27 protein-coding genes and 1 other annotated feature are annotated in these 25169 nt (G+C 53.3%); of the genes, 13 read left to right on the top strand and 14 right to left on the bottom strand.

What is annotated here, in order from left to right; genetic code table 11:
• Positions 1 to 203: 203 nt before the first annotated feature.
• From clpB to rluD, 3 genes are all read right to left on the bottom strand, one after another.
• Entirely contained in the window at positions 204 to 2777 is a 2574-nt protein-coding gene (clpB, locus tag ACE38U_RS13995) for an ATP-dependent chaperone ClpB (RefSeq protein WP_375529951.1), read from the bottom strand.
• Between the two features lie 130 nt (positions 2778 to 2907).
• Positions 2908 to 3639 carry a purine nucleoside phosphorylase YfiH gene (yfiH, locus tag ACE38U_RS13990; RefSeq protein WP_038479741.1) on the bottom strand — a complete coding sequence of 244 codons (732 nt, stop codon included), beginning with the start codon at positions 3637 to 3639 and terminating at the stop codon, positions 2908 to 2910.
• Complete coding sequence (gene rluD, locus ACE38U_RS13985; RefSeq protein WP_038479738.1) at positions 3636 to 4616, bottom strand: 23S rRNA pseudouridine(1911/1915/1917) synthase RluD; 981 nt, start codon at positions 4614 to 4616, stop codon at positions 3636 to 3638. Before rluD ends, yfiH begins: the two co-directional genes overlap by 4 nt.
• A 133-nt stretch (positions 4617 to 4749) precedes the next feature.
• Between rluD and bamD the strand changes: the two genes are divergently transcribed.
• The 4 genes from bamD to pheA all read left to right on the top strand — a co-directional run bounded on the left by bamD (position 4750) and on the right by pheA (position 7515).
• Positions 4750 to 5487, top strand: coding sequence for an outer membrane protein assembly factor BamD (gene bamD, locus ACE38U_RS13980; protein ID WP_038479735.1), 738 nt, complete (start codon positions 4750 to 4752; stop codon positions 5485 to 5487).
• Positions 5488 to 5755: 268 nt separating this feature from the next.
• Positions 5756 to 6100 carry a ribosome-associated translation inhibitor RaiA gene (raiA, locus tag ACE38U_RS13975; protein ID WP_008458158.1) on the top strand — a complete coding sequence of 115 codons (345 nt, stop codon included), beginning with the start codon at positions 5756 to 5758 and terminating at the stop codon, positions 6098 to 6100.
• A 108-nt stretch (positions 6101 to 6208) separates the two neighbouring features.
• Positions 6209 to 6333, top strand: a sequence feature (Phe leader region).
• Positions 6210 to 6257 carry a pheA operon leader peptide PheL gene (pheL, locus tag ACE38U_RS13970; protein ID WP_193216298.1) on the top strand — a complete coding sequence of 16 codons (48 nt, stop codon included), beginning with the start codon at positions 6210 to 6212 and terminating at the stop codon, positions 6255 to 6257. (Overlaps the previous feature by 48 nt.)
• Positions 6334 to 6354: 21 nt before the next feature.
• Positions 6355 to 7515: a bifunctional chorismate mutase/prephenate dehydratase gene (gene pheA / locus ACE38U_RS13965; protein ID WP_038479732.1), complete on the top strand. Its 1161-nt coding sequence runs from the start codon at positions 6355 to 6357 to the stop codon at positions 7513 to 7515.
• 37 nt (positions 7516 to 7552) lie between these two features.
• Here pheA and ACE38U_RS13960 read toward each other — a convergent pair whose 3' ends face one another.
• From ACE38U_RS13960 to aroF, 3 genes are all read right to left on the bottom strand, one after another.
• Positions 7553 to 8425, bottom strand: coding sequence for an SMP-30/gluconolactonase/LRE family protein (locus ACE38U_RS13960; RefSeq protein WP_038479729.1), 873 nt, complete (start codon positions 8423 to 8425; stop codon positions 7553 to 7555).
• A gap of 77 nt (positions 8426 to 8502) precedes the next feature.
• Positions 8503 to 9624 carry a bifunctional chorismate mutase/prephenate dehydrogenase gene (gene tyrA / locus ACE38U_RS13955; protein WP_176982869.1) on the bottom strand — a complete coding sequence of 374 codons (1122 nt, stop codon included), beginning with the start codon at positions 9622 to 9624 and terminating at the stop codon, positions 8503 to 8505.
• Positions 9625 to 9634: 10 nt separating this feature from the next.
• Positions 9635 to 10705, bottom strand: a complete 1071-nt coding sequence (aroF, locus tag ACE38U_RS13950; RefSeq protein WP_038479723.1) for a 3-deoxy-7-phosphoheptulonate synthase AroF — start codon at positions 10703 to 10705, stop codon at positions 9635 to 9637.
• 491 nt (positions 10706 to 11196) lie between these two features.
• On the opposite strand from aroF, the gene yfiR reads away from it, so the two are divergent.
• The 3 genes from yfiR to ACE38U_RS13935 are packed head-to-tail and all read left to right on the top strand — an operon-like array spanning position 11197 to position 13434.
• Positions 11197 to 11715, top strand: a complete 519-nt coding sequence (gene yfiR, locus ACE38U_RS13945; RefSeq protein ID WP_375529957.1) for a regulatory sequestration protein YfiR — start codon at positions 11197 to 11199, stop codon at positions 11713 to 11715.
• Positions 11708 to 12952, top strand: coding sequence for a diguanylate cyclase DgcN/YfiN (gene dgcN / locus ACE38U_RS13940; RefSeq protein WP_375529950.1), 1245 nt, complete (start codon positions 11708 to 11710; stop codon positions 12950 to 12952). The genes yfiR and dgcN overlap by 8 nt, the downstream gene beginning before the upstream one ends.
• Positions 12949 to 13434 (top strand): OmpA family protein, encoded by a 486-nt coding sequence (locus ACE38U_RS13935; RefSeq protein WP_038479716.1) that lies wholly within the window; start codon positions 12949 to 12951, stop codon positions 13432 to 13434. Before dgcN ends, ACE38U_RS13935 begins: the two co-directional genes overlap by 4 nt.
• A gap of 74 nt (positions 13435 to 13508) precedes the next feature.
• Here ACE38U_RS13935 and rplS read toward each other — a convergent pair whose 3' ends face one another.
• From rplS to ffh, 5 genes are all read right to left on the bottom strand, one after another.
• On the bottom strand, positions 13509 to 13856 hold the full coding sequence (gene rplS / locus ACE38U_RS13930; protein ID WP_038479713.1) for a 50S ribosomal protein L19: 348 nt from the start codon (positions 13854 to 13856) through the stop codon (positions 13509 to 13511).
• 40 nt (positions 13857 to 13896) lie between these two features.
• The gene (trmD, locus tag ACE38U_RS13925; RefSeq protein WP_375529949.1) at positions 13897 to 14664 is read right to left on the bottom strand and encodes a tRNA (guanosine(37)-N1)-methyltransferase TrmD; all 768 of its coding nucleotides are present in this window, start codon (positions 14662 to 14664) and stop codon (positions 13897 to 13899) included.
• A gap of 46 nt (positions 14665 to 14710) precedes the next feature.
• A complete protein-coding gene (gene rimM / locus ACE38U_RS13920) occupies positions 14711 to 15259 on the bottom strand; it encodes a ribosome maturation factor RimM (protein ID WP_038479707.1) in 549 nt (182 codons plus the stop codon).
• 18 nt (positions 15260 to 15277) lie between these two features.
• Positions 15278 to 15526, bottom strand: coding sequence for a 30S ribosomal protein S16 (rpsP, locus tag ACE38U_RS13915; RefSeq protein WP_038479704.1), 249 nt, complete (start codon positions 15524 to 15526; stop codon positions 15278 to 15280).
• Between the two features lie 113 nt (positions 15527 to 15639).
• A complete protein-coding gene (gene ffh / locus ACE38U_RS13910) occupies positions 15640 to 17001 on the bottom strand; it encodes a signal recognition particle protein (RefSeq protein WP_176982871.1) in 1362 nt (453 codons plus the stop codon).
• A 167-nt stretch (positions 17002 to 17168) separates the two neighbouring features.
• On the opposite strand from ffh, the gene ACE38U_RS13905 reads away from it, so the two are divergent.
• Positions 17169 to 17957, top strand: a complete 789-nt coding sequence (locus tag ACE38U_RS13905) for a cytochrome C assembly family protein (protein WP_038479699.1) — start codon at positions 17169 to 17171, stop codon at positions 17955 to 17957.
• Between the two features lie 25 nt (positions 17958 to 17982).
• Positions 17983 to 19269, top strand: a complete 1287-nt coding sequence (locus ACE38U_RS13900) for an HlyC/CorC family transporter (RefSeq protein WP_038479696.1) — start codon at positions 17983 to 17985, stop codon at positions 19267 to 19269.
• 48 nt (positions 19270 to 19317) lie between these two features.
• Here ACE38U_RS13900 and grpE read toward each other — a convergent pair whose 3' ends face one another.
• The gene (gene grpE, locus ACE38U_RS13895; protein WP_138089243.1) at positions 19318 to 19896 is read right to left on the bottom strand and encodes a nucleotide exchange factor GrpE; all 579 of its coding nucleotides are present in this window, start codon (positions 19894 to 19896) and stop codon (positions 19318 to 19320) included.
• Positions 19897 to 20019: 123 nt separating this feature from the next.
• Here grpE and nadK point away from each other — a divergent pair, with 123 nt between their 5' ends.
• The 3 genes from nadK (at position 20020) to bamE (ending at position 23333) form a co-directional block, all read left to right on the top strand.
• The gene (gene nadK, locus ACE38U_RS13890) at positions 20020 to 20898 is read left to right on the top strand and encodes an NAD(+) kinase (RefSeq protein WP_008458177.1); all 879 of its coding nucleotides are present in this window, start codon (positions 20020 to 20022) and stop codon (positions 20896 to 20898) included.
• 209 nt (positions 20899 to 21107) lie between these two features.
• Positions 21108 to 22769: a DNA repair protein RecN gene (gene recN / locus ACE38U_RS13885; protein WP_375529948.1), complete on the top strand. Its 1662-nt coding sequence runs from the start codon at positions 21108 to 21110 to the stop codon at positions 22767 to 22769.
• A gap of 219 nt (positions 22770 to 22988) precedes the next feature.
• On the top strand, positions 22989 to 23333 hold the full coding sequence (gene bamE, locus ACE38U_RS13880; RefSeq protein WP_008458182.1) for an outer membrane protein assembly factor BamE: 345 nt from the start codon (positions 22989 to 22991) through the stop codon (positions 23331 to 23333).
• Positions 23334 to 23391: 58 nt separating this feature from the next.
• Here the strand turns inward: bamE and ACE38U_RS13875 are convergent, their stop codons facing one another.
• Together ACE38U_RS13875 and ACE38U_RS13870 are read right to left on the bottom strand one after the other, a co-directional pair.
• A complete protein-coding gene (locus ACE38U_RS13875; protein ID WP_375529947.1) occupies positions 23392 to 23682 on the bottom strand; it encodes an RnfH family protein in 291 nt (96 codons plus the stop codon).
• Positions 23672 to 24109 carry a type II toxin-antitoxin system RatA family toxin gene (locus ACE38U_RS13870; RefSeq protein WP_038479681.1) on the bottom strand — a complete coding sequence of 146 codons (438 nt, stop codon included), beginning with the start codon at positions 24107 to 24109 and terminating at the stop codon, positions 23672 to 23674. Before ACE38U_RS13870 ends, ACE38U_RS13875 begins: the two co-directional genes overlap by 11 nt.
• A gap of 153 nt (positions 24110 to 24262) precedes the next feature.
• Between ACE38U_RS13870 and smpB the strand changes: the two genes are divergently transcribed.
• Entirely contained in the window at positions 24263 to 24745 is a 483-nt protein-coding gene (gene smpB / locus ACE38U_RS13865) for an SsrA-binding protein SmpB (RefSeq protein WP_038479670.1), read from the top strand.
• The last annotated feature ends 424 nt before the right edge of the window (positions 24746 to 25169 follow it).

Here is a 25169-nt window from a genome sequence, read left to right as displayed (position 1 = left end):
CCGGTTTGTTAAGCCGCTTTCGAAGCCGCTTTGCCGTGTCAGTGGAGGCGCATTATAGGGAGTTCTCAGAGCCTGACAAGTATAAAATACAAAATAATTGCCGACCGCTCACTTTCCAGGCTAAGAGTATAAATCCTGGCCAGGAATGGTTATTTTACAAACAAAAACGAGCCCAAAAGGGCTCGTTTTTTACGTTGTGTGACTTACTGCACTGCCACAATGCGATCGTCTTTTACTTCCAGCTTAATAGTTTTCCCAGGAATCAGCTCTCCGGAAAGGATTTGCTGAGCCAGTGGGTTCTCAATTTGCTGCTGGATAGCTCGTTTCAGCGGACGTGCTCCGTAAACAGGGTCATAGCCATTCTCACTTATCAGTTTCAGCGCTTCATCAGAGATGCTCACGCCATAGCCACGCTCTTCCAGACGTTTGTACAACCGCTGCAGCTGAATCTGCGCAATAGAAGCAATATGACGCTCACCCAGCGGATGGAACACCACGACTTCATCTATACGGTTAATGAACTCCGGCCGGAAGCTTTGGCTAACAACACCCAGCACCAAATCTTTCATATGACCATAGTCGAGCGCACCAAAGCGTTCCTGAATCAGATCGGAACCGAGGTTTGAAGTCATAATGACAACCGTATTACGAAAATCAACGGTTCTGCCCTGACCATCGGTCAGGCGACCATCGTCCAGCACCTGCAACAGGATGTTAAACACATCCGGGTGTGCTTTCTCGACCTCATCCAGCAGAATCACCGAATAAGGACGGCGACGTACCGCTTCCGTCAGATAACCGCCTTCTTCATAACCCACATAGCCCGGAGGCGCACCCACCAGCCGCGATACGGAGTGTTTCTCCATAAACTCGGACATATCGATCCGCACCATCGCATCGTCGCTGTCGAACATAAAGTTCGCCAACGCTTTGCACAGCTCGGTCTTACCTACCCCGGTTGGCCCCAGGAACAGGAACGAACCGATTGGGCGATTCGGGTCCGATAGCCCTGCGCGGCTACGGCGAATAGCGTTGGATACCGCTTCGACGGCTTCATCCTGGCCAATGACGCGCTGATGAAGATCTTTTTCCATACGTAATAGCTTGTCGCGCTCGCCTTCCAGCATTCGGGCAACCGGGATCCCGGTCCAGCGCGCCAGGACTTCGGCGATTTCTGCATCCGTCACTTTATTACGCAACAGGCGCATGGTTTTCCCTTCACTTTGGGTCGCCGCGGCCAGCTGTTTCTCCAGCTCAGGGATTTTACCGTACTGCAGCTCGGACATACGCCCAAGATCGCCCACGCGTCGAGCCTGCTCAATCGCAATCTTCGCCTGCTCAAGTTCAGCCTTAATGGTCTGCGTACCTGACAGAGAGGCTTTCTCCGCCTTCCACTCTTCTTCAAGCTCAGAGTACTGGCGTTCTTTATCTTCCAGTTCTTCATTCAGCATGCTGAGTCGTTTCTGACTGGCTTCATCAGACTCTTTCTTCAGCGCCTGCTGCTCCAGCTTGAGCTGGATAATGCGGCGATCGAGACGGTCCAGCTCTTCCGGCTTGGAATCTATCTGCATACGAATGCTGGATGCGGCTTCATCAATAAGGTCGATGGCCTTATCCGGCAGTTGACGATCGGCAATATAGCGATGAGACAGCGTGGCTGCCGCCACAATTGCCGGATCGGTAATTTGTACATGGTGATGCAGCTCATAGCGTTCTTTCAGCCCACGTAGAATCGCAATGGTGTCTTCTACAGTAGGCTCCGCCACGAAAACTTTTTGGAAGCGTCGTTCGAGCGCAGCATCCTTCTCTATATATTGGCGATATTCATCGAGCGTGGTCGCGCCAACGCAGTGAAGTTCACCACGAGCAAGCGCCGGCTTGAGCATATTCCCGGCATCCATTGCGCCGTCTGCTTTACCAGCACCAACCATAGTATGCAGCTCATCAATAAACAGAATGACGTTACCTTCCTGCTTAGAGAGATCGTTCAGCACGCCTTTCAGACGCTCTTCGAACTCACCGCGGTATTTAGCCCCAGCCACCAGCGAGCCCATATCAAGCGCGAGAACCCGACGGCCTTTTAAGCCTTCAGGCACTTCACCATTGATGATGCGCTGCGCAAGCCCTTCAACGATGGCCGTTTTACCAACGCCCGGTTCACCAATCAGCACCGGGTTGTTTTTGGTACGGCGCTGCAGTACCTGGATGGTACGACGAATTTCTTCATCACGGCCGATGACCGGATCCAGTTTGCCTTGCTCAGCCCGTTCGGTTAAATCGACGGTGTATTTCTTTAATGCCTGACGTTGGTCTTCGGCACCCTGATCGTTCACGCTCTCCCCTCCACGCATTTGCTCAATCGCGGCGGTTATGTTCGCTGGCGTTGCGCCCGCTGCTTTCAGCAGGTCAGTCAGAGTGCCGCGTGAGTCAAGCACCGCCAGAACAAAGAGTTCTGACGATATAAAGTTATCGTTCCGTTTTTGTGCCAGCTTGTCGCACAGGTTTAATACACGCACCAGGTCCTGAGAAGGCTGAACGTCACCGCCGGTGCCTTCCACCTGCGGCAAACGGCTTAGGGCCTGCTCAATGTCGGTACGTAGTTTGCCCGCGTTCACCCCCGCAGAGGTCAGTAACGGACGCACGGATCCTCCTTCCTGATTGAGCAGAGCGCTCATCAGATGAAGAGGTTCGATGAATTGATTGTCGTGCCCAAGCGCAAGAGATTGGGCATCGGCGAGAGCAAGCTGGAATTTATTGGTAAGACGATCCAGACGCATAACTCCTCCCATAAACAGGTCAAATTTGCTACTGGAGATTAAATGAGGTCATCCCTCAATTATTCAAGGTTAATGACCTGAAATATATGAAGCGCGAGCGACACGCACTGGATCGTCTTGATTCGATAGGTTATATCAGCCAGATGAAACTTGCCATACGACCTGTGGTTCTGTCGCGGCGGTAAGAGAAGAAATCGCCGCTTTCGGTCCAGGTACAGCGGTCGCCGCCGTACACCTGCGTGACGCCTACGTTTGCCAGCCGCTGCCTTGCAAGCTGGTAAATATCAGCATAGTACTTTTCACCGGCGGCACGAAAAGCGCTCACCGCTTTCTCGTCTTTTGCCATAAAAGCTTCACGCACTTCAGGCCCGACTTCAAACGCCAGGGGGCCAATCGCCGGCCCAAGCCAGGCACGAATGTTCTGCGGATCGTCCTGGAAACAGGCAACTGTTTCTTCTAGTACGCCTTCACATAAGCCTCGCCAGCCGGCATGTGCTGCGGCAACCTCGGTTCCCGCCTCATTACAAAACAGTACCGGCAGACAATCTGCCGTCATCACCGCACAAACCGTCCCCGGCGTATTGCTATAAGAAGCATCCGCACGCTTTGAGGCATAAGGCTCGCCCGTCAGCTTCAACACCGTTTTGCCGTGAACCTGCTCAAGCCAGACCGGCCGGGAAGGCAAGCCTGCCGCGGTGTAAAACAGCCGGCGGTTCTCTTCGACATGCTCCAAATCATCGCCGCAATGGGCGCCCAGATTCATCGAGTCATATGGCGCGACGCTAACACCGCCGATACGGGTTGAGCTACAGGAGGCAACCCCTTCAGGAAGGGGCCACTGCGGGACGATCGTTTTGGTCATAGCCAGTCCAGTTGATCCTTATGGGTTTCGGTATCGACGCGCAGGGCTTCGATAAGATCAACCATATCCTGCGGGATCGGCGCGCTCCATTCCATCAGAATGCCGCTGACTGGATGGTAAAGACGTAGCATGGTGGCATGCAGCGCCTGGCGGTCAAACTTGCGCAGTATGCTGACAAACTCTTCCGAAGCCCCTTTCGGCGGACGAGGACGGCCACCGTACAGCTGATCGCCCACCAGCGGATGGCTGATGTGCGCCATGTGTACGCGAATCTGGTGAGTACGCCCGGTTTCCAGACGCAGACGCAGACGCGTATGAACGCGGAAGTGTTCCATAATGCGGTAATGAGTCACCGCAGGTTTTCCCATTGGGTGCACGGACATGTGGGTACGTTTGGTTGGATGGCGGCTGATAGGCTCTTCCACCGTACCGCCGCCGGTCATATGACCAATCGCAACGGCTTCGTACTCACGGGTAATTTCACGCAGCTGAAGTGCTTCAACCAGGCGAGTCTGTGCAGGAACGGTTTTCGCCACGACCATCAGGCCGGTGGTGTCTTTATCCAGACGGTGGACGATGCCCGCACGCGGTACATCCGCAATCGCCGGATAGTAATGCAAAAGCGCATTCAGCACCGTGCCGTCCGGGTTGCCTGCGCCAGGATGCACTACCAGGTCACGCGGCTTATTGATCACCAGAATATCTTCATCTTCATAAACGATATTCAACGGGATGTCCTGAGGCTCCCAGCGCGCTTCTTCTTCAATTTCTGCATTGATAGCAACGAGTTCGCCACCCAACACTTTCTCTTTCGGCTTGTCCCAGACAACGCCGTTGACCGTGACTTTCTGGTCAAGAATCCATTCTTTTATGCGCGAACGCGAATAATCCGGGAACAATTCGGCCAATGCCTGATCTAAGCGTTGACCCAGTTGTGAATCGGACACCGTTTCGGTGAGTTGTACTAGTTGTGCCATAGACAGCTTCTTTCGTTAACGTTGGGTTTTACGGCAATGCCGTTTAATATAATGTGCTATTGTAGCTGGTCTTTATCGGGAGCTGGAACACGAACTCTCCCGGAAATAAAATTACTTAGGAAAGTCAAACGTCATGACGCGCATGAAATATCTGGTGGCAGCGGCCACGTTGAGCCTGGCTTTGGCTGGTTGCTCCAGTTCCAAGGATGAGGTTCCTGATAATCCGCCTTCTGAGATCTATGCGACTGCCCAGCAAAAGCTGCAGGACGGTAACTTTAAAGCGGCGATAACGCAACTGGAAGCGCTGGATAACCGTTATCCGTTCGGCCCGTACTCTCAGCAAGTGCAGCTCGACCTGATCTACGCCTACTACAAAAATGCGGACTTACCGCTGGCTCAGGCGGCGATCGATCGCTTCATGCGCCTTAATCCGACTCATCCAAACATCGACTACGTACTTTACATGCGTGGCCTGACGGACATGGCTTTGGATGACAGTGCGCTGCAAGGCTTCTTCGGCGTTGATCGTTCTGACCGCGATCCGCAGCACGCTCGCGACGCATTCAACGACTTCTCGAAGCTGGTTCGCGGCTATCCAAACAGCCAATACGTCACCGATGCGACCAAACGCCTCGTGTTCCTCAAAGATCGCCTGGCGAAGTATGAGCTTTCCGTGGCGCAATATTACACGAAACGCGGCGCCTGGGTTGCAGTAGTTAATCGCGTTGAAGGTATGCTGCGTGATTATCCGGACACTCAGGCCACTCGTGACGGCCTGAAGCTGATGGAAAATGCCTACCGCGAGATGCAGATGCCGGGTCAGGCTGACAAAGTTGCGAAGATTATTGCCGCCAATAGCAGCAATACCTGATCGACGATATCGCAAGAAAAACGGCAGCCTCGGCTGCCGTTTTTTTATCTGCCGACGCAAAAACTGAAACGGTTTAGCGTCAGGTCATCCCATCAAATATGGACGCGATTTCCGATAACCACAAGCCTTAAAAATACATATCCTGTTCTGCCTCACAAAAAGCCTTCCTTGACAAAAAGTGACAAAATAATGTGATTTACATCACACATTTTGACATTAGGAACGGTATGCTGAAGTTACCAAGACGGCAAAGACAAGAGGTAACTTTATGACAATGAACATTACCAGCAAGCAAATGGAAATCACCCCAGCTATTCGCCAGCATGTCGCCGACCGTCTCAGTAAGCTGGACAAGTGGCAAACTCATCTAATTAATCCACATATTATCTTGTCCAAAGAGCCTCAGGGTTTTGTGGCCGATGCCACGATTAACACACCGAATGGGCACCTCGTAGCCAGTGCCAGACATGAAGATATGTATACGGCTATCAACGATTTAATCAACAAACTGGAGCGGCAGTTAAATAAAGTGCAACACAAAGGTGAAGCACGTCGCGCAGCAGGTTCAGTGAAAGACGTGTCCTTCGCAGAAGCAGAAGCTGACGAAGAGTAATACATCACTCTCCTTCCACTCACCGCAACGCGCCTTCGGGCGCGTTTTTTATTGACAGAACGAAAACAGAGCAGGTACTTTACCTCTCAGATTCCTCAGGAAACCTGACATGAAACTTTTCCCGTTTTTCTTCGCATTCTTTTTTACCTTCCCCTGACTGGGAGGCAATTCGTCGTGTGATAAAGAATGCGAAGACGAACAAACAAGCCTCCCAAGCGGGAGGCTTTTTTTATGGACATCGAAAAGGTAGCGTTATGACCGAAATTAATCCGTTGCTGGCCCTGCGCGATAAAATCAGCGCACTGGATGAAAAGCTGTTAGCCCTGCTGGCAGAGCGCCGCCTGTTGGCGGTTGAGGTTGGCAAAGCAAAGCTCGCTTCTCACCGCCCGGTACGCGATATCGATCGAGAAAGAGACTTACTGGAACGCCTGATTACCCTCGGTAAAGACCACCATCTCGATGCCCACTACATCACGCGCCTGTTCCAGCTCATTATTGAAGACTCAGTTCTTACCCAGCAGACCTTGCTGCAGCAGCACCTGAATAAAACTAACCCTCACTCTGCCCGCGTCGCTTTCCTTGGGCCTAAAGGCTCTTACTCTCACCTGGCCGCTCGCCAGTACGCCGCTCGACACTTTGAACAGTTCATCGAAAGCGGCTGCGCCAAATTCCACGATATCTTCAACCAGGTGGAAACCGGCCAGGCGGATTACGCCGTCGTGCCGATTGAAAACACCAGCTCGGGGGCTATCAACGACGTCTACGACCTGTTGCAGCACACCAGCCTGTCGATCGTGGCCGAAATGACGGTGCCGATTGACCACTGCGTGCTGGTTTCCGGCTCTACCGACCTCGAGCAGATCCAGACTGTTTACAGTCACCCTCAGCCTTTCCAGCAGTGCAGCCAGTTCATTAATCGCTATCCTCACTGGAAAATTGAATACACGGAAAGCACCTCTGCGGCGATGGAAAAAGTCGCACAGGCTAACTCGCCTCACGTCGCCGCGCTGGGCAGTGAAGCCGGTGGCGCTCTTTACGGCCTGCAGGTGCTGGAACGCAACCTTGCAAATCAGACCCAGAACATTACTCGCTTTATCGTGCTGGCGCGTAAGGCCGTTGAAGTGTCCGATCAGGTACCCGCGAAAACCACTCTGCTGATGGCAACTGGCCAGCAGGCCGGTGCGCTGGTAGAGGCGTTACTGGTCTTACGCAACCACAATCTGATCATGACCAGGCTGGAATCACGCCCAATCAACGGCAACCCGTGGGAAGAGATGTTTTATCTGGATATTCAGGCCAACCTGAAAGATGAGGCTATGCGTAAGGCGCTACGAGAGCTGGGCGAAATCACCCGCTCCCTGAAGCTACTGGGCAGCTACCCAAGCGAAAACGTAGTACCGGTCGACCCGGCCTGATAACAATGCCAGCCCGGCTTCAACCGGGCTGGATAAATCACATTTCCCGAAACTTCAGCTTTTCCATTCCGGCCACTTCAACGCGGAGGGTGAAAAGCGCCCCAGACAGCGGTAACCGAGCCACTTCTTCATCGTCCATGTTTTCTCTGGTCGTGGTGATAAATAGCGTTTTCATATCATCGCCACCAAAACAGACCATCGTTGGGCAGCGCACGGGCAAGCGGTGCTCTTCCACTATTTCCCCTTGTGGAGAAATACGCGCTATGCGGTAGCCATCAAACAGCGCCGTCCAGTAATGCCCTTCGCTGTCCATCGCCGCGCCGTCAGGCATGCCCTCGCCTTGGGCAAATCGCTTAAAGACTTCACGTATGCCCGGCTCGCCATGGGCATCCAGCGGCGTGCGGTAAATCACGGCATTTGGCGTGTCCGAGGTATACATCCATTTTCCATCCGCGCTAAATGCCAGCCCGTTAGCGCCGTGGATATCATGCTGAATCACATGCGGCGTCAGGTCGTTATCCACCCGGCAAAGTAACGCGCCATTATAGTCACCGGGGCCCCAAAACGTGCCGGCGTAAAAACGCCCCTGCCTGTCGGTACCGCCGTCGTTGAAACGGGCCAAATCCGGGTTACTTGGGTTATCACAGACTTTGCCCACGATAAGCCCGGTTTTATTGGTTAGCCAGATTCCGCTGCGCATCGCCACGATAAACCCGCCGGACTCACGCAGGGCAAAGCAGCCCACCTCTTCAGAAAACTGAATAACGTCATGTTTGCCGCTGGCAAGATGGTAGCGGTGGATTTCGTTCTCAAGAATGTCCGTCCAATAGAGGCTGCCTTCTTCTGCGCTCCACGTAGGGCATTCGGGTAAGTGACCGGTATAGTCGAACAGCAGCTGCGGCTCAGCCATTTCAGGTATCCTTTTGGCAAACAAAAAAGCCAGCGGGCAAACTCCCACTGGCTTTTGATTATAAAACCTTTTGCCACTTACTGGCGGTTATCATTTGCCTGGCGTAACAGGACGCGGCTCTCATTCTGGAAACGTTGAGCGTAATCCCCGAACCAGTGCTCCACTTTACGGAAGCTGTCGATAAACGCCTGCTTGTCGCCGTGTTCCAGCAGGCCAATCGCCTCGCCGAAGCGTTTGTAATAACGCTTGATCAGCGCCAGATTGCTTTCTGACGACATAATAATATCGGCATAAAGCTGCGGATCCTGGGCAAACAGTCGGCCAACCATCGCCAGTTCAAGGCGATAAATCGGCGATGACAGCGCCAGCAGCTGCTCCAGCTGTACGTTTTCTTCCGCCAGATGCAGGCCATATGCGAAGGTCGCAAAGTGACGCAGCGCCTGGATGAATGCCATATTCTGGTCGTGCTCCACGGCGCTGGAACGGTGTAAACGCGCGCCCCAAACCTGAATTTGCTCCAGCAGCCATTGATACGCTTCAGGCTGACGGCCGTCGCAGTACACCACAACCTGTTTTGCCAGGCTGCCGCTGTCCGGGCCAAACATCGGGTGCAAACCCAATACCGGGCCAGAGTGCACGGCAAGCATCGCCTGCAGTGGGCCATTCTTCACCGAAGCCAGATCCACGAGGATGCAGTCCGCAGGTAGCGGAGGCAGACTGGCAATAACCTGCTCGGTGATGTGAATCGGCACGCTCACAATCACCATGCCCGCATCGGCCAACAGCTCAGGCGCTTTGTCCCAGTCCTCTTTTTCAAGAATGCGAACCTGGTAGCCAGAAAGCGTCAGCATTTTTTCAAACAGACGCCCCATCTGGCCGCCACCGCCCACAATCACCACAGGACGCAGTGAAGGATGCAGGGTTTTAAAACCCTTGTCGTTCTCGCTGGAGTACGACTCGCGCATCACGCGGCGCAGAACATCTTCAATTAAATCCGGTGGAACCCCTAAGGCTTCGGCTTCTTTACGGCGCGACGCCAGCATTGAAGTTTCGCGTTCCGGCACATAAATCGGTAAACCGAAGCGGCTTTTCACTTCGCCGACTTCCGCTACCAGTTCCAGCCGCTTAGCCAGCAAATCCAGTAGCGCTTTATCCACTTCATCGATTTGATCGCGCAGCGCGGTCAATTCAGCCACCATAGTAAACCTCTTATGCCTGACGAGCCGCCAGCACACCGCTCAGATCCTTGTGGATCTCACGCAGCAGGCTGTCCGTAGTTTCCCAGTCGATGCATGCATCGGTCACGGACACGCCGTATTTCATTTCGCTACGCGGCTGCTCTGACGATTGATTACCCTCGTGGATATTACTTTCAATCATCAGGCCAATAATAGAGCGGTTACCATCTTTAATCTGGGCAATGGCGGATTCTGCCACGCCCGGTTGACGACGGAAGTCTTTGTTTGAGTTGCCATGGCTGCAATCTATCATCAAGGACGGGCGCAGGCCTGCTTTCTGCATTTCGGCTTCACACTGGGCAACGTCCGCCGGGCTGTAGTTAGGGGCTTTGCCACCGCGCAAAATCACGTGCCCATCCGGGTTACCCTGAGTTTGCAGCAGGCAAACCTGGCCGGCCTGGTTAATGCCCACGAAACGGTGCGGCATAGCGGCAGCGCGCATGGCGTTAATCGCCGTCCCCAGGCTGCCATCTGTACCATTTTTAAAACCAACCGGCATAGAAAGGCCAGAAGCCATTTCGCGGTGAGTCTGGGACTCAGTGGTGCGAGCCCCGATTGCGGACCAGCTAAACAGGTCGCCCAGGTATTGTGGGCTATTCGGATCCAGCGCCTCGGTTGCCAGCGGCAGACCAAGGCTAACCAGCTCAACCAGCAGGCGACGCGCAATTTTCAGCCCTGCTTCCACATCAAACGAGCCATCCATATGCGGGTCGTTGATAAGCCCTTTCCAACCAACGGTAGTACGAGGCTTTTCAAAATAGACGCGCATCACGAGGTACAGACTATCGCTAACTTGTTCAGACAGAGCTTTAAAACGACGAGCGTATTCAATCGCGGCTTCCGGATCGTGGATCGAGCAAGGTCCACAGACAACCAACAGGCGCGGATCGCGGCCAGCAATAATGTTGGAAATCGTTTGACGTGATTGCTCAATTTGCGCTTCCTGCGCTGCGGTGAGTGGAAACTCTGCTTTCAGCTGATCCGGAGTGATGAGTATTTGTTCGTCAGAGATATGAACATTGTTAAGCGCGTCTTTTTGCATGATGGCAGTCCTGTGTTTAGCTCGTTTGCGATAGTCGTTTCCTCGTGGAGGAGGACTTACTGTAACCGCCAACAGTAAAGATTGCAATCCATTATACGTAAATTAATCGTTACACTAATGATTTAATAGCGCTTAAAAGCGCAACAACCGTAAACATTAAATTACATGCAGCATAAAAGTGCGTATTTTGTGGGCAAAATTGCATTAACATACAAAACAGCGCGTAAAAATTCATTCCCCCTTCTATGCTGATATTATCCTCGTGAGAACATTTTTTAAGAGGAGAAGGATAACGATTTACGCCATCATTCCAGGGCTATTCTCGTTATTATTTTTGATAATCAGGAATATCATCACACTCAGGAATGAATGACGGGATTATGCAGGAGTGATATGCTCAACGGCGACATCATAAATAATAAAAGCTGTTTGCAGCGTCTACTGTGCTTTAGGGCTGGTGGCGCGTGAAAACTTCGCCTATTTTTCGCGGGATGCCTTTATTTACGACGTTTTTCGTCTGCCTGCTATTTATATCCAGAACGCTGGCCTCACCGCCGGCAAGTCCGGTACTGTCCGACAAGGTTCGCACCATTGTTTCCGGCATTGTAAGCTATACGCGCTGGCCCCAGACGCAGGGGCTTCCCAAGCTGTGTATCTTCTCAACCGCCGCCTATGCCGCCACGCTAAGCGATAAAAATAGCGATATATCGTTCCAACCGTTGCTCGTTAAGTCTGACGAAGAGGCATTACGAGCCCAGTGCGACGGGATCTATTTTGGTAACGAGTCACCACAACAGCAGTTGCAATTAATAGAACGTTATCAATCTCGACCTTTATTGTTAATTGCCGAGCAGAACCCGCAATGCATAATTGGCAGCGCTTTCTGCCTGAATATTCATAATGACGCAGTTTCTTTTTCGGTAAACCTTGATGCCCTTACGCGCAGCGGCGTCAGGGTTAGCCCGGATGTATTACTGCTGGCTCGGCCAGGGAATAATAGTCATGAATAAGGATTTGACCCCCTCGTCACGTCCGACGTTTAAAGGAACATTACGCAGAATCAGCATCATTAGCGTGGTTATCGCCATGCTGATTGTCTGGCTGTTGCTTTCCGTCGCCTCGATGCTGACGCTAAAACAATACGCTCAAAAAAACCTCGAGTTACTGGCGGTAACCGTGAGCCACAGCCTGGAGGCTGCCGTTGTTTTCCGCGACAGTGCCTCCGCCAATGAAACCCTTTCGGTGCTGGGCAGGCAAGGGCAATTCACCGCCGCGAAGGTGGTAGATTCTGAAGGCAGGGAACTGACCCACTGGCAGGCAGATAAGCCGTCTCAACATGACATGGTTGGCGGCCTGGTCACGCGGTGGCTTTACCCTCACCCTATAAGACAGCCGATTTGGCACAACGGCAAAATCATCGGTGAAATGCGCCTCATAGGCACAGATGCCACCGTTACCCTGTTCGTCTGGCTTTCGCTAGGCGTGCTGACGGCCTGCATTTTGCTTGCCTCCATTATCGCATTGGGTATTTCACGCCATCTGCACGGTGATATCGACGCCGCTTTGCAGAATATTACCGACGTTGTTCACGACGTCCGCAGTAACCGTAACTTTTCTCGCCGCGTGTCGCCGGAAAAGATTGAAGAGTTTCACCTTTTTGCCCTGGACTTCAATAGTCTGCTGGACGAGATGGAAGAGTGGCAAAGACAGCTGCAGCTGAAGAACGCGTCGCTGCAAAAAACTGCCCTTCAGGATCCGCTGACAGGACTGGCAAATCGCGCAGCCTTCCGCACGGCGCTGGATAAGCTAATTGAGGACGCCGATGCGCTCCAGAACAGCGCGCTGCTATTTATGGACGGCGACAATTTCAAATTTATTAACGACACCTGGGGGCACGCTGCCGGCGATGCAGTACTTATTGAGGTCGCAAAACGGCTGCTGATGTTTGCCAGTACCCGCCATCTGGCGTTCCGTCTCGGCGGAGACGAATTTGCCATGCTGCTTCACGCAGTCAGCAATGAAGGGCAGGCCACGGGAGTGCTAAAGCAGCTAAAGGAAATTGTTGAGCAGCCGATTCTCTTACCGGGCGAACACTGGGTCACCATGACTCTAAGCGTTGGCGTCGCGCTCGCGAAAGACATTACGTCAGCAGAAACCCTCATGGAAACGGCCGATCGCAACATGTACATAGAAAAACACAAGCAGCGTGAGTTGCTTACAAAACAGCACCAAAGGGATTCATTATGATAGCTTCGCGCTTATTTGCACCAGCAATGCTCTTTTCATTCCTGTTAACCGGCTGTCAGGCACCACCGTCAACCTTCTCCCCTGAGCAAGTTGCCGCCATGCGCTCCTACGGCTTCTCAGAGTCAAACGACGGCTGGTCGCTTGGGCTGTCGGATAAAATTCTGTTCGGTAAAAACCAGTACAAGCTACAGCCTGAAAGCTATCAAACCATTCAGTCGATGGCCGCTAAGCTCTCAGCAACCGGCCTGAAGCACGCCCGTCTTGATGGCCACACCGATAACTACGGCGAAGACGGCTACAATGAACAGCTCTCTCTCAAGCGCGCGAACATCGTCGCGGATGCCTGGGCCGAAGGCGCTAAAATCCCGCGCAGTAACCTCACCACGCAAGGACTGGGTAAGAAATACCCGGTTGCCAGCAACAGTACCGGCGAGGGGCGTGCCGAAAACCGCCGCGTCGCGGTCGTGATTACCGCCCCATAATCTAAACAAATTCAGCGCATAAAAAAGGGCTGCCAGATGGCAGCCCTTTTATTTGGATGTCGCCTAAGCGAATCTTAGCTAAGACGCTCTTTGATACGAGCAGACTTACCAGTACGCTCACGCAGGTAGTACAGTTTAGCTTTACGAACGGCACCACGACGTTTAACAGTAATGCTGTCGATTACTGGGGAGTGAGTCTGGAATACACGCTCAACACCTTCGCCGTTAGAAATCTTACGAACAGTGAATGCAGAGTGCAGACCGCGGTTACGGATAGCGATAACCACGCCCTCAAATGCCTGCAGACGTTTTTTAGAACCTTCAACGACCCATACTTTCACTTCCACGGAGTCGCCCGGACGGAAGGAAGGTACATCCTGTTTCATCTGTTCTTGTTCAAGTTGCTTAATAATGTTGCTCATAATTTAATCTCTTATCCTGGGTAAACTGATATTTGGGGGCTTACGCCTGCCCATCATGTTTATGTTGCTGTTGCGTGTGTTCTTTTTTGAACTCCGCCAGCAACCTTGCTTGCTCTTCAGTCAGAGCCAGGTTTTCCAAAAGTTCAGGTCTTCTAAGCCAGGTACGGCCCAGCGACTGTTTCAGGCGCCAACGGCGAATCTCTGCATGGTTCCCCGACAGTAAGACCGCCGGTACTTCCATGCCATCCAACACTTCAGGACGGGTGTAGTGAGGACAATCCAGCAACCCTTCAGCAAACGAATCTTCGGTTGCCGAAGCTTCATGTCCCAGCACGCCCGGAATAAACCGGGAGACTGAGTCAATCAGCGTCATCGCTGGCAGCTCACCGCCGCTGAGAACGTAATCGCCGATTGACCATTCTTCGTCAATTTCGGTTTGGATCACGCGCTCATCGATCCCTTCGTAACGGCCGCAAACCAGAATTAACTTCTCGTTCGTTGCCAGTTCACTGACGCCCGCTTGATCAAGCTTGCGCCCCTGAGGTGAAAGATAGATAACCTTAGCACCTTCTCCTGCCGCCGCTTTCGCTGCGTGGATGGCTTCCCGCAAAGGATTCACCATCATCAGCATTCCCGGTCCGCCGCCGTAAGGACGATCGTCCACGGTACGGTGCCGGTCATAGGTGAAGTCACGCGGACTCCAGCTTTGAATGCTTAGCAGGCCATTTTTTACTGCCCGGCCAGTTACCCCGTAATCGGTAATTGCGCGGAACATCTCAGGAAACAGGCTAACGACACCAATAAACACAAGCCAATCCCCACTATGCTAACGACTACCGTATGATTTCGGAGTTTTAAAAACCAGGATCCCAATCTACTTCAATGGTTTGAGTAGCGAGATCGACTTTCTTGATAACCTGCCCATCGAGGAACGGAACCAGCCGCTCCTTGATGCCAAATGCATCCTTCAGGTTTGCCTTGATGACGAGAACGTCATTCGAGCCGGTTTCCATCATATCGATGACTTTACCGAGCTGGTACCCCTGAGTGGTCACTACCTGGCAGCCCATAAGGTCTTTCCAGTAATAGTCACCTGCGTCAAGAGCCGGCAGTTGCGTTGAATCCACGACAATTTCGCAATTGGTCAGAAGATTCGCGGCATCCCGATCGTCAACGCCTTGCAGCTTGATGACCAGATCCTGATTGTGGTGCTTCCAGCTTTCCAGCTGTACTTGCTGCCACTGACCGCCGCGCTGGATAAACCAGGGCTGGTAGTCAAAAATGCTTTCGGCGTCTTCGGTGGAGGAAAACACTCTGAGCCAACCACGAATACCGTAGGAGGAGCCCATCTTGCCCAACACGATTGGGTTAACAGGAGCCTGTGCGGCGAGTTGCTTGCTCATCATGACCACCGTGACAGATTAAGCTGCTTTCTTAGCTTCTTTGATCAGCGCAGCAACGCGATCAGAAACGGTTGCGCCCTGGCCAACCCAATGAGCTACGCGATCCAGATCCAGGCGAACGCCTTCTTCTTTCTCGTTAGCGATAGGGTTGAAGAAACCAACGCGCTCAATGAAGCGACCGTTACGTGCATTACGGCTATCAGTAACGACAACCTGGTAGAACGGACGCTTTTTAGCGCCGTGACGTGCTAAACGAATAGTTACCATAACATCCTCTTTAGTGAATAAAACGCCGGGCCCCATCGAGGGATGGAGCCCGGAGTCATATTAAAAGCCCGAAAATTTTACTCATTTCGGCGTAAAAAGCAATCGAAAAGAGCTTAACGGCCTGGGAAACCTGGCGGCATCATGCCTTTCATGCCGCGCATCATTTTGGCCATTCCGCCTTTCTTCATTTTCTTCATCATGCGCTGCATGTCGTCAAACTGCTTCAGTAAGCGGTTAACGTCCTGCACCTGCATGCCGGAACCCTGCGCGATACGGCGCTTGCGGGAACCTTTAATGATTTCCGGCTGGGCACGTTCTTTCAGCGTCATCGAGCTGATAATCGCCTCCATGCGCACCAAAACTTTGTCGTCCATCTGGGATTTGACGTTGTCCGGCAGCTGGCCCATGCCCGGCAGCTTGCTCATCATGCTCGCCATGCCGCCCATATTTTTCATCTGCTTAAGCTGTTCGAGGAAGTCGGTCAGGTCGAAGCCGTCGCCTTTTTTCAGCTTGGTGGCAAGCTTTTCAGCCTGCGCTCGGTCAACCTTACTTTCGATATCTTCAATCAGCGACAGCACGTCGCCCATGCCGAGAATACGGGAAGCGATACGGTCCGGGTGGAACGGCTCCAGCGCTTCGGTTTTCTCGCCAACGCCGAGGAACTTGATTGGCTTACCGGTGATATGGCGAATCGACAGCGCAGCACCACCGCGGGCGTCGCCGTCTACTTTGGTCAGTACTACCCCGGTCAGCGGCAGCGCTTCGCTGAACGCCTTCGCGGTATTGGCCGCATCCTGACCGGTCATTGCGTCGACCACAAACAGCGTTTCTACCGGTTTAATCGCGGCATGAACCTGTTTGATTTCGTCCATCATTGCTTCGTCGACGTGCAGACGACCGGCGGTATCCACCAGCAGCACGTCGTAGAACTTCAGCTTCGCTTCTTTCAGCGCGGCGTTAACAATGTCGACCGGTTTTTGCTGAGCGTCGGACGGGAAGAAATCCACCTCAACCTGCTGGGCCAGAGTTTCCAGCTGTTTAATCGCCGCCGGGCGATAAACGTCCGCCGAAACCACTAACACTTTTTTCTTCTGCTTTTCGCGCAGGAACTTACCTAACTTAGCGACGCTGGTCGTTTTACCCGCGCCCTGCAGGCCCGCCATCAGGACAACGGCCGGTGGCTGCGCCGCCAGATTCAGGCTGCTGTTCTCTTCGCCCATCGCGGAAACCAGTTCAGCGCGAACGATTTTGACGAACTCCTGGCCCGGCGTCAGGCTTTTGTTGACTTCATGACCAACCGCTTTTTCTTTTACGCGGCTGATAAAATCACGCACCACCGGCAGCGCAACGTCCGCTTCCAGCAGGGCCATGCGCACTTCGCGCAGCGTCTCTTTAACGTTTTCTTCGGTTAGCCGCCCACGGCCGCTAATATTGCGCAGGGTACGCGACAGACGGTCTGTTAAATTATCAAACATGGTATTTTGCCTAACGTGGTAACTGGGGCCGCAGCTCGCGACACAAAACTGAATTTGGCGGATTATATCATGAAGCCGCCTCGGGTGTGATCCAACGGTTGGAGCAGGCGACAGGTAACGTTATACTGACTTTTTCGTTCTCTGGCCAATTTGACCGACACCTTAATATGCCCGTTTTCGCCATTCTTGCGCTTGTAGCCTACTCCGTCAGCCTCGCGCTGATCATTCCCGGTCTTCTGCGGAAGAACAGCGGGTGGCGACGCTTTGCCATTTTATCCGCAGCTATCGCGCTGGTTAGCCATGCGCTGGCGCTGGAAGCCCGTTTCTTCACCGTCGACGGCGGGCAAAATCTTAGCCTACTGAACGTGGGTTCTCTCGTCAGCCTGATGATTTGTACGGTGATGACGATTGTCGCCTCCCGCAATCGCGGCTGGCTGCTGTTGCCAATTGTTTACGCCTTCGCGCTGATAAATCTGGCGCTGGCGACCTTTATGCCCAATGAATTTATCACCCATCTCGAAGCGACGCCGGGAATGATGGTGCACATTGGCCTGTCGCTCTTCTCCTACGCGACGCTTATCATCGCCGCCCTGTACGCTTTACAGCTCGCGTGGATTGACTACCAGTTGAAAAACAAAAAACTGGCGTTCAGCGCAGAAATGCCGCCGCTAATGGTTATCGAGCGTAAAATGTTTCACATCACCCAGGTTGGCGTGGTTCTGCTGACCCTGACGCTATGCACCGGCCTGTTTTACATGAAGAATCTGTTCAGCATGGAGAACGTCGATAAAGCCGTGCTGTCGATTCTTGCCTGGTTTGTCTACGTCGTTTTGCTGTGGGGACACTATCATGAAGGTTGGCGCGGCCGTCGCGTTGTCTGGTTTAACGTTGCCGGCGCGGGCATTCTAACGCTCGCCTATTTCGGCAGCCGCGTCCTGCAGCAGTTCGTTAGCTAACCCCTTCTCTTTAAAGGAACCTCTTTTGGAACACATTTCAACCACCACGCTGATCGTCACCCTGATCATCATGGTGGTGGTGTCAGCGTACTTCTCCGGTTCAGAAACCGGCATGATGACGCTAAACCGCTACCGCCTGCGTCACCGCGCCAAACAGGGCAACCGGGCAGCGAAGCGCGTTGAAAAATTGCTGCGTAAACCGGACCGCCTGATTAGCCTCGTGTTAATCGGGAACAACCTGGTCAATATTCTTGCTTCCGCGCTGGCAACCATCGTCGGCATTCGCCTTTACGGCAACGCGGGCGTGGCGATTGCCACCGGGGTACTGACGTTCGTCGTGCTGGTGTTTGCCGAAGTTTTGCCTAAAACCATCGCCGCGCTGTACCCGGAAAAAGTCGCTTACCCAAGTAGCTGGCTGCTCGGCCCGCTGCTGATCCTTATGATGCCGCTGGTCTGGCTGCTCAACACCATTACCCGCCTGCTGATGCGCATGGTCGGAATTAAGGTCGATAACATCATCAGCACCGCGCTCAGCAAAGATGAGCTACGCACCATCGTGCATGAATCACGCTCGCAGATTTCACGGCGAAACCAGGACATGCTGCTCTCGGTACTGGACCTGGAAAAAGTCAGCGTTGACGACATCATGGTGCCGCGAAACGAAATCGTCGGCATCAATATTAATGACGACTGGAAATCCATCGTCCGCCAGCTGACCCACTCCCCGCACGGCCGCATCGTCTTGTACCGCGACAGCCTGGATGATGCCATCGGCATGCTGCGCGTACGTGAAGCCTACCGCCTGATGACCGAGAAGAAAGAGTTCACCAAAGAGGTGATGTTGCGCTCCGCCGACGAGATTTACTTCGTGCCGGAAGGCACGCCGCTGAGCGTGCAGTTGGTGAAATTCCAGCGCAACAAAAAGAAAGTCGGCCTGGTCGTGGACGAATACGGCGATATTCAGGGGCTGGTCACGGTAGAGGATATTCTGGAGGAAATTGTGGGTGACTTCACCACCTCAATGTCCCCCTCGCTTGCTGAAGAAGTGACACCGCAAAACGACGGCTCGGTCATTATCGAAGGCAGTGCCAACGTCCGTGAACTTAACAAAGCCTTCAACTGGACGCTGCCGGAAGACGACGCGCGTACGGTCAACGGCATGATCCTGGAAGAGATTCAGGAAATACCGGCGGCCGGGACCCGTATCCGCCTGAGCCAGTACGACATCGATATTCTCGACGTTCAGGACAACATGATTAAGCAGGTACGCGTCACGCCGGTGAAGCCGTTGCGGCAAAGCGTTGAGCAATAGACGTAAAAAAGCCAGCCGCAGGGCTGGCTTTTTACTTGCGGCAACGAATCAGGCTTTCGCTACGGAAACCATCGCGGCACGAATAGTACGGCCGTTCAGGGTGTAGCCTTTCTGCATCACCATCAGCACGTTATTTGGCGCAACGTCGGCAGATTCAACCATCGCAATGGCCTGATGCACGTCCGGATTAAACGGCACGTTCGTCTCGCCAACCACTTCCACGCCGAACTTGCGGACCACGTCCAGCATCGACTTCTGGGTCAGCTCAATGCCTTCGATCATTGGGGCTAAATCCGGGTTGGACTTGTCGGCCACTTCCAGCGCACGATCCAGGCTGTCGATAACCGGCAGCAGTTCGTTCACGAATTTCTCCAGGGCGAACTTGTGCGCTTTCTCGATATCCTGTTCGGTGCGGCGACGCAGGTTAGCTAAGTCAGCCTGATGGCGAGGCTCAATCTCGCGCTCGCGCTGCTTCATTTCAGCCAGCTGAGCCTGCAGATTGGCAATCTCTTCGTCGCGCGGATCCACGACATCGGCACCTTCTACGGCCTCGACTTCTTCGTGCTGATCCATGGCGATATCTTCCGGGGCTTGCTCGTTAGGTGTTTTCTGTTCTTTACTACTCATGAAATTCTCCGCGTTTTTAGCATTCATCTCGCTGCTTCGCTTATTATGGGGATCAGTTTCAGGGTTTCAAGGGAACCTGTCATATTGTCGCAGGAACCTCTGCGAATAAGGACCACCAGGATAATGAACAAACATTTCAACTGCATCGGTATCGTCGGGCACCCGCGCCACCCCACCGCCCTGACCACGCATGAAATGCTCTATCGCTGGCTGTGCGCCAAAGGTTATGAAGTGATGGTGGAACAGCAAATCGCCCAGGAGCTTAACCTCAAGCAGGTAAAAACCGGCACGCTGGCGGAGATTGGCCAGCAGGCTGATTTGGCCGTGGTGGTTGGCGGGGATGGCAACATGCTGGGCGCGGCGCGAGTACTGGCTCGCTATGACATCAAGGTTATCGGCATCAACCGCGGCAATTTAGGCTTCCTGACCGACCTCGACCCGGACAACGCCCAGCAGCAGCTGGCGGACGTTCTTGAGGGGCACTACATTACCGAACGCCGCTTTTTGCTGGAGGCTCAGGTCTGCCAGCACGATACGCCCACGCGCCTCAGTACGGCGATAAACGAAGTGGTGCTGCACCCCGGTAAAGTCGCGCATATGATTGAGTTCGAAGTTTACATCGACGAAATCTTTGCCTTCTCCCAGCGCTCTGACGGGCTGATTATCTCCACGCCGACCGGCTCAACCGCCTATTCGCTTTCAGCCGGTGGCCCAATCCTGACGCCGTCGCTGGATGCGATAACGCTCGTGCCGATGTTCCCGCACACGCTTTCGGCTCGCCCGCTGGTCATCAACAGCAGCAGCACCATTCGTCTGCGTTTTTCCCACATGCGCAGCGACCTTGAAATCAGCTGTGACAGCCAGATTGCGTTGCCAATACAGGAAGGTGAGGACGTGCTCATTCGCCGCTGCGACTACCACCTCAATCTGATTCACCCGAAAGATTACAGCTATTTCAACACATTAAGCTCGAAACTCGGCTGGTCGAAAAAATTGTTCTAAAAAACCGCCTGGCCACTTTACTGTATATAAAACCAGTTTATACTGTATGAAAACACAGTAACCAAATCGAACTCTAAATAATTCGAGTTGCAGGTAGGCGGCAAGAGAGTGCATCCCCAGGAGCTTACTTGAGTAAGTGACTGGGGTAAGTGAAAGCAGCCAACACCCCTGCAGCTTGAAGTATGACGAGTTCATACAGGAAGGTGGCTATGCTCGCTCAACTCACCATCAGTAACTTCGCTATCGTTCGTGAACTCGAAATCGACTTTCATCACGGGATGACGGCCATCACCGGGGAAACCGGTGCCGGTAAATCTATTGCCATAGATGCGCTGGGCCTGTGCCTGGGCGGTCGCGCGGAAGCGGATATGGTGCGTTCTGGTGCAAACCGTGCGGATCTCTGCGCCCGCTTCTCTCTGAAAGACACTCCGGCGGCGCTGCGCTGGCTGGAAGAAAACCAGCTGGAAGACGGCAGTGAATGCCTGCTGCGTCGCGTCATCAGCAGCGATGGACGCTCCCGCGGTTTCATCAACGGCACGGCTGTTCCCCTTTCCCAACTGCGCGATCTCGGCCAGTTGCTCATCCAGATTCATGGCCAGCACGCCCACCAGCTGCTGCTCAAACCCGAGCATCAAAAAACGCTGCTGGACGGCTATGCCGGTGAACAGGCGCTGACCCTGCAAATGGCAGAGCGCTATCGTGAATGGCACCAGAGCTGCCGCACGCTGGCGCAGCACCAACAGCTGGCGCAGGAGCGCTCAGCCAAAGCGGAACTGCTGCACTATCAGTTGAAAGAGCTGAACGAGTTTTCCCCCGTCGCCGGTGAGTTTGAGCTGATCGACGAAGAGTACAAACGCCTCGCCAACAGCGGCCAGCTGCTCTCTACCAGCCAGCAGGCGCTTGACGTGCTGGCCGACGGCGAAGAAACGAATTTACAAAGCCAGCTGCACACCGTGCGCCATCTAATGGGCGAGCTGGTGAGCATGGACGATAAGCTCTCTGGCGTACTGAATATGCTGGAAGAAGCCGCGATTCAGATCTCCGAAGCCAGCGACGAACTGCGTCATTACTGCGATCGGTTGGATCTGGATCCAAACCGCCTGTACGAACTGGAACAACGTATCTCCCGCCAGATCTCCCTGGCGCGTAAGCACCACATCACGCCAGAAGAACTGCCGGCCTTCCATCAGAAACTGCTCGATGAACAGCAGCTACTGGATGACCAGACCGGCTCGCTGGAAGAATTACTGCAGGCCGTTGCGCTGCACCACCAGCAGGCGCTTTCCGTAGCCAGCTCGCTGCACCAAAGTCGGGTAAAACACGCCAATGAACTGTGCCAGCTGATCACCGAGAGCATGCATTCCCTGTCGATGCCGCACGGTAAACTTGCCATAAATGTCGACTTTAACGAAAACCACCTGACCGCCGAGGGTGCGGACCGCATTGATTTCCGCGTCAGCACCAACCCCGGCCAGCCGCTTCAGCCGCTGGCGAAAGTGGCATCTGGCGGCGAGCTGTCTCGTATTGCGCTGGCAATTCAGGTGATTACCGCTCGTAAAATGGAAACGCCGGCGCTGATCTTCGATGAAGTAGACGTGGGGATCAGCGGCCCTACCGCCGCGGTGGTAGGTAAACTGCTGCGCCAGCTGGGCGAATCTACGCAGGTGATGTGTGTCACTCACCTGCCTCAGGTTGCCGGCTGTGGTCACCATCACTTCTTCGTCAGCAAGGAAACCGATGGCGAAATGACGGAAACCCATATGCAGCCGCTGGACAAACGTTCTCGCCTGCAGGAGCTTGCCCGTCTGCTCGGCGGTAGCGAGGTGACCCGCAATACTCTGGCGAACGCCAAAGAGCTGCTGGCCGCATAACGCTTTACGATGCGCGGTATATTGCATGCCGCGCATCGTGCAAAAAACGACCACCCCATTCAGTAATCTGCCTTTCTGCCCCCTTTTCAGCCAACTTTTTTACGCTCCCACTGTCAGAGTTGAGCGCCTTAAGGTTTTAAACTGCTTAAAGGTCTATTATCATCGGCATAATACGAATGAGCCACGCACTACTCGGGCCCGAAAAGGAATCAAATCACTATGCGTTGTAAAATGCTGACTGCTGCCGCAGCGGTTCTTCTGATGTTGACCGCAGGCTGTTCCACTCTGGAGCGAGTGGTTTACCGCCCAGACATCAACCAGGGTAACTATCTGGCACCGAATGACGTCTCCAAGCTCCGCGTCGGTATGACGCAGCAGCAGGTTGCCTACACGCTGGGTACGCCAATGATGTCCGATCCGTTCGGCACCAATACCTGGTTCTACGTCTTCCGCCAGCAGCCAGGCCACGAGAACGTGACTCAGCAGACGCTGACCCTGACCTTCAACAGCAGCGGCGTGCTGACCAACATTGACAACAAACCAGCCCTGACCAAAGGGGAGTAGGTTTACTCAATGGACAAAAAAAGCCGCGAAAGCGGCTTTTTTATGCTTGAAAGCAGGATTATTTCTGGGCGGAGCGCTCTGCTCGCTGGCGACGTAGCTCTTTAGGGTCGGCAATCAGCGGGCGGTAAATCTCAACCCGATCGCCGTCATTCACCTTATCGCCCAGCTTCACCGGACGGCTGTAAATACCCACTTTGTTCTTCTTCAGGTCGATATCGTCGCGAAGCTCGAGCAGGCCGGAGGCGATAATCGCCTGCTCCACCGTGCTGCCTTCCTCAAGCTTAACCTGGCGCAGGTACTGCTTCTGCGGCAGGGCATAAATTACCTCTACCTGAATCTCACGCGACACGGTAAACCTCTTTGGCGCGGGTAGTGAATGCCTGAACCATGTTGCCCGCCAGCTCTTTAAAGATGCGGCCAAAGGCCAGCTCAATCAGCTTATTGGTAAATTCAAAATCAAGCTGGAACTCAATCCGGCAGGCGTCTTCACTCAGCGGGGTGAACTTCCAGCCGCCCATCAGTTTCTTGAACGGCCCGTCCACCAGCTGCATCAGGATGGTCTGATTGTCGGTAAGCGTATTACGGGTAGTAAACGTTTTGCTTATCCCGGCTTTTGAAACGTCTACCGCCGCCGTCATCTGATTAGCCGAGGCGTCTATCACCCTGCTACCGGTACAGCCAGGTAAAAATTCCGGGTAGGACTTCACGTCGTTCACTAACTTGTACATCTGCTCGGCGCTGTAGGGCACCAACGCAGTACGGCTAATCTGCGGCATAACAATTCCTGGGAGTCATAAATCGGACAAATAATAACATTTATCACCGCGCAAACAAAAACTCTCTGCCGCTCATGCTAAGATAAGCGCTTCCTCCTCGCGCAGGCTGCGGGGTGTCTTTGAACTCCTGGATTACGTATACTGAGCAGCACTATGACTAAGAAAAAAGCACACAAACCAGGCTCAGCCACCATTGCGCTAAACAAGCGTGCCCGCCACGAATACTTTATCGAAGAAGAGATTGAAGCGGGCCTTGCGCTGCAGGGCTGGGAAGTAAAATCATTGCGCGCCGGGAAGGCGAACATCGGCGACAGCTACGTTATCTTTAAAGATGGCGAAGCTTATCTTTTTGGCGCCAACTTCACCCCGCTGAACGTGGCCTCGAGCCACGTAGTCTGCGATCCAACGCGTACCCGTAAACTGCTGCTGAACAAGCGCGAGCTGGATAACCTCTTCGGCAGCGTTAGCCGGGACGGCTACACCGTCATCGCCCTGTCCCTGTACTGGAAGAACGCCTGGTGCAAGGTGAAAATTGGCGTGGCGAAAGGTAAGAAGCAGCATGATAAGCGTACCGACGTTAAAGATCGCGAATGGGCGGTTGATAAAGCCCGTATCATGAAGAACGCTGGCCGTTAAGGCGCGGTTTGCTCCCTCACTGGCTCTTCATGCGAAGGGCCAGTATAAAAATATTCACGCATTTTTAATTATCAGCTATTATTGCGCGGTCTAAAAGGACGCATCGCCGTTAATTAAGCTATGCTAAATGATATATGCTACTTTCCTTCACCATTATCGATTCTCTCAGAAATAATAAATCTCAAATATATAATATTTCTGCTAGCGCCAGTCCTGACCTAACGCCCCTCACAAAATAGACAATCCCTTCTATTAATTTCTGACTTACAACAGAAAATACCTCACTAAAAAAATCACCATACCCATATATGACACAAGGTCTTTCATATCTACAGTCATAGCAAAATACCCCATCACGCGATCGCCCTTCAAAACTTACCCTAAACTTTTCAATGCGATAAAGTTACCGTCAATCTCCAACTTG

The organism is Cedecea selenatireducens, assembly GCF_042138895.1.
Classification (GTDB): Bacteria; Pseudomonadota; Gammaproteobacteria; order Enterobacterales; family Enterobacteriaceae; genus Cedecea; species Cedecea selenatireducens.
The sequence above is the reverse complement of the archived record's forward strand: the minus strand, read 5'-3'. Positions and strand labels throughout refer to the sequence as shown.

What these genes read in the sequence shown, in the direction of transcription:
- clpB (WP_375529951.1), bottom strand. Translation starts at nt 2,777, where the DNA reads ATGCGTCTGGATCGTCTTACCAATAAATTCCAGCTTGCTCTCGCCGAT.
- yfiH (WP_038479741.1), bottom strand. Translation starts at nt 3,639, where the DNA reads ATGACCAAAACGATCGTCCCGCAGTGGCCCCTTCCTGAAGGGGTTGCC.
- rluD (WP_038479738.1), bottom strand. Translation starts at nt 4,616, where the DNA reads ATGGCACAACTAGTACAACTCACCGAAACGGTGTCCGATTCACAACTG.
- bamD (WP_038479735.1), top strand. Translation starts at nt 4,750, where the DNA reads ATGACGCGCATGAAATATCTGGTGGCAGCGGCCACGTTGAGCCTGGCT.
- raiA (WP_008458158.1), top strand. Translation starts at nt 5,756, where the DNA reads ATGACAATGAACATTACCAGCAAGCAAATGGAAATCACCCCAGCTATT.
- pheA (WP_038479732.1), top strand. Translation starts at nt 6,355, where the DNA reads ATGACCGAAATTAATCCGTTGCTGGCCCTGCGCGATAAAATCAGCGCA.
- ACE38U_RS13960 (WP_038479729.1), bottom strand. Translation starts at nt 8,425, where the DNA reads ATGGCTGAGCCGCAGCTGCTGTTCGACTATACCGGTCACTTACCCGAA.
- tyrA (WP_176982869.1), bottom strand. Translation starts at nt 9,624, where the DNA reads ATGGTGGCTGAATTGACCGCGCTGCGCGATCAAATCGATGAAGTGGAT.
- aroF (WP_038479723.1), bottom strand. Translation starts at nt 10,705, where the DNA reads ATGCAAAAAGACGCGCTTAACAATGTTCATATCTCTGACGAACAAATA.
- yfiR (WP_375529957.1), top strand. Translation starts at nt 11,197, where the DNA reads ATGCCTTTATTTACGACGTTTTTCGTCTGCCTGCTATTTATATCCAGA.
- dgcN (WP_375529950.1), top strand. Translation starts at nt 11,708, where the DNA reads ATGAATAAGGATTTGACCCCCTCGTCACGTCCGACGTTTAAAGGAACA.
- ACE38U_RS13935 (WP_038479716.1), top strand. Translation starts at nt 12,949, where the DNA reads ATGATAGCTTCGCGCTTATTTGCACCAGCAATGCTCTTTTCATTCCTG.
- rplS (WP_038479713.1), bottom strand. Translation starts at nt 13,856, where the DNA reads ATGAGCAACATTATTAAGCAACTTGAACAAGAACAGATGAAACAGGAT.
- rimM (WP_038479707.1), bottom strand. Translation starts at nt 15,259, where the DNA reads ATGAGCAAGCAACTCGCCGCACAGGCTCCTGTTAACCCAATCGTGTTG.
- rpsP (WP_038479704.1), bottom strand. Translation starts at nt 15,526, where the DNA reads ATGGTAACTATTCGTTTAGCACGTCACGGCGCTAAAAAGCGTCCGTTC.
- ffh (WP_176982871.1), bottom strand. Translation starts at nt 17,001, where the DNA reads ATGTTTGATAATTTAACAGACCGTCTGTCGCGTACCCTGCGCAATATT.
- ACE38U_RS13905 (WP_038479699.1), top strand. Translation starts at nt 17,169, where the DNA reads ATGCCCGTTTTCGCCATTCTTGCGCTTGTAGCCTACTCCGTCAGCCTC.
- grpE (WP_138089243.1), bottom strand. Translation starts at nt 19,896, where the DNA reads ATGAGTAGTAAAGAACAGAAAACACCTAACGAGCAAGCCCCGGAAGAT.
- nadK (WP_008458177.1), top strand. Translation starts at nt 20,020, where the DNA reads ATGAACAAACATTTCAACTGCATCGGTATCGTCGGGCACCCGCGCCAC.
- recN (WP_375529948.1), top strand. Translation starts at nt 21,108, where the DNA reads ATGCTCGCTCAACTCACCATCAGTAACTTCGCTATCGTTCGTGAACTC.
- bamE (WP_008458182.1), top strand. Translation starts at nt 22,989, where the DNA reads ATGCGTTGTAAAATGCTGACTGCTGCCGCAGCGGTTCTTCTGATGTTG.
- ACE38U_RS13870 (WP_038479681.1), bottom strand. Translation starts at nt 24,109, where the DNA reads ATGCCGCAGATTAGCCGTACTGCGTTGGTGCCCTACAGCGCCGAGCAG.
- smpB (WP_038479670.1), top strand. Translation starts at nt 24,263, where the DNA reads ATGACTAAGAAAAAAGCACACAAACCAGGCTCAGCCACCATTGCGCTA.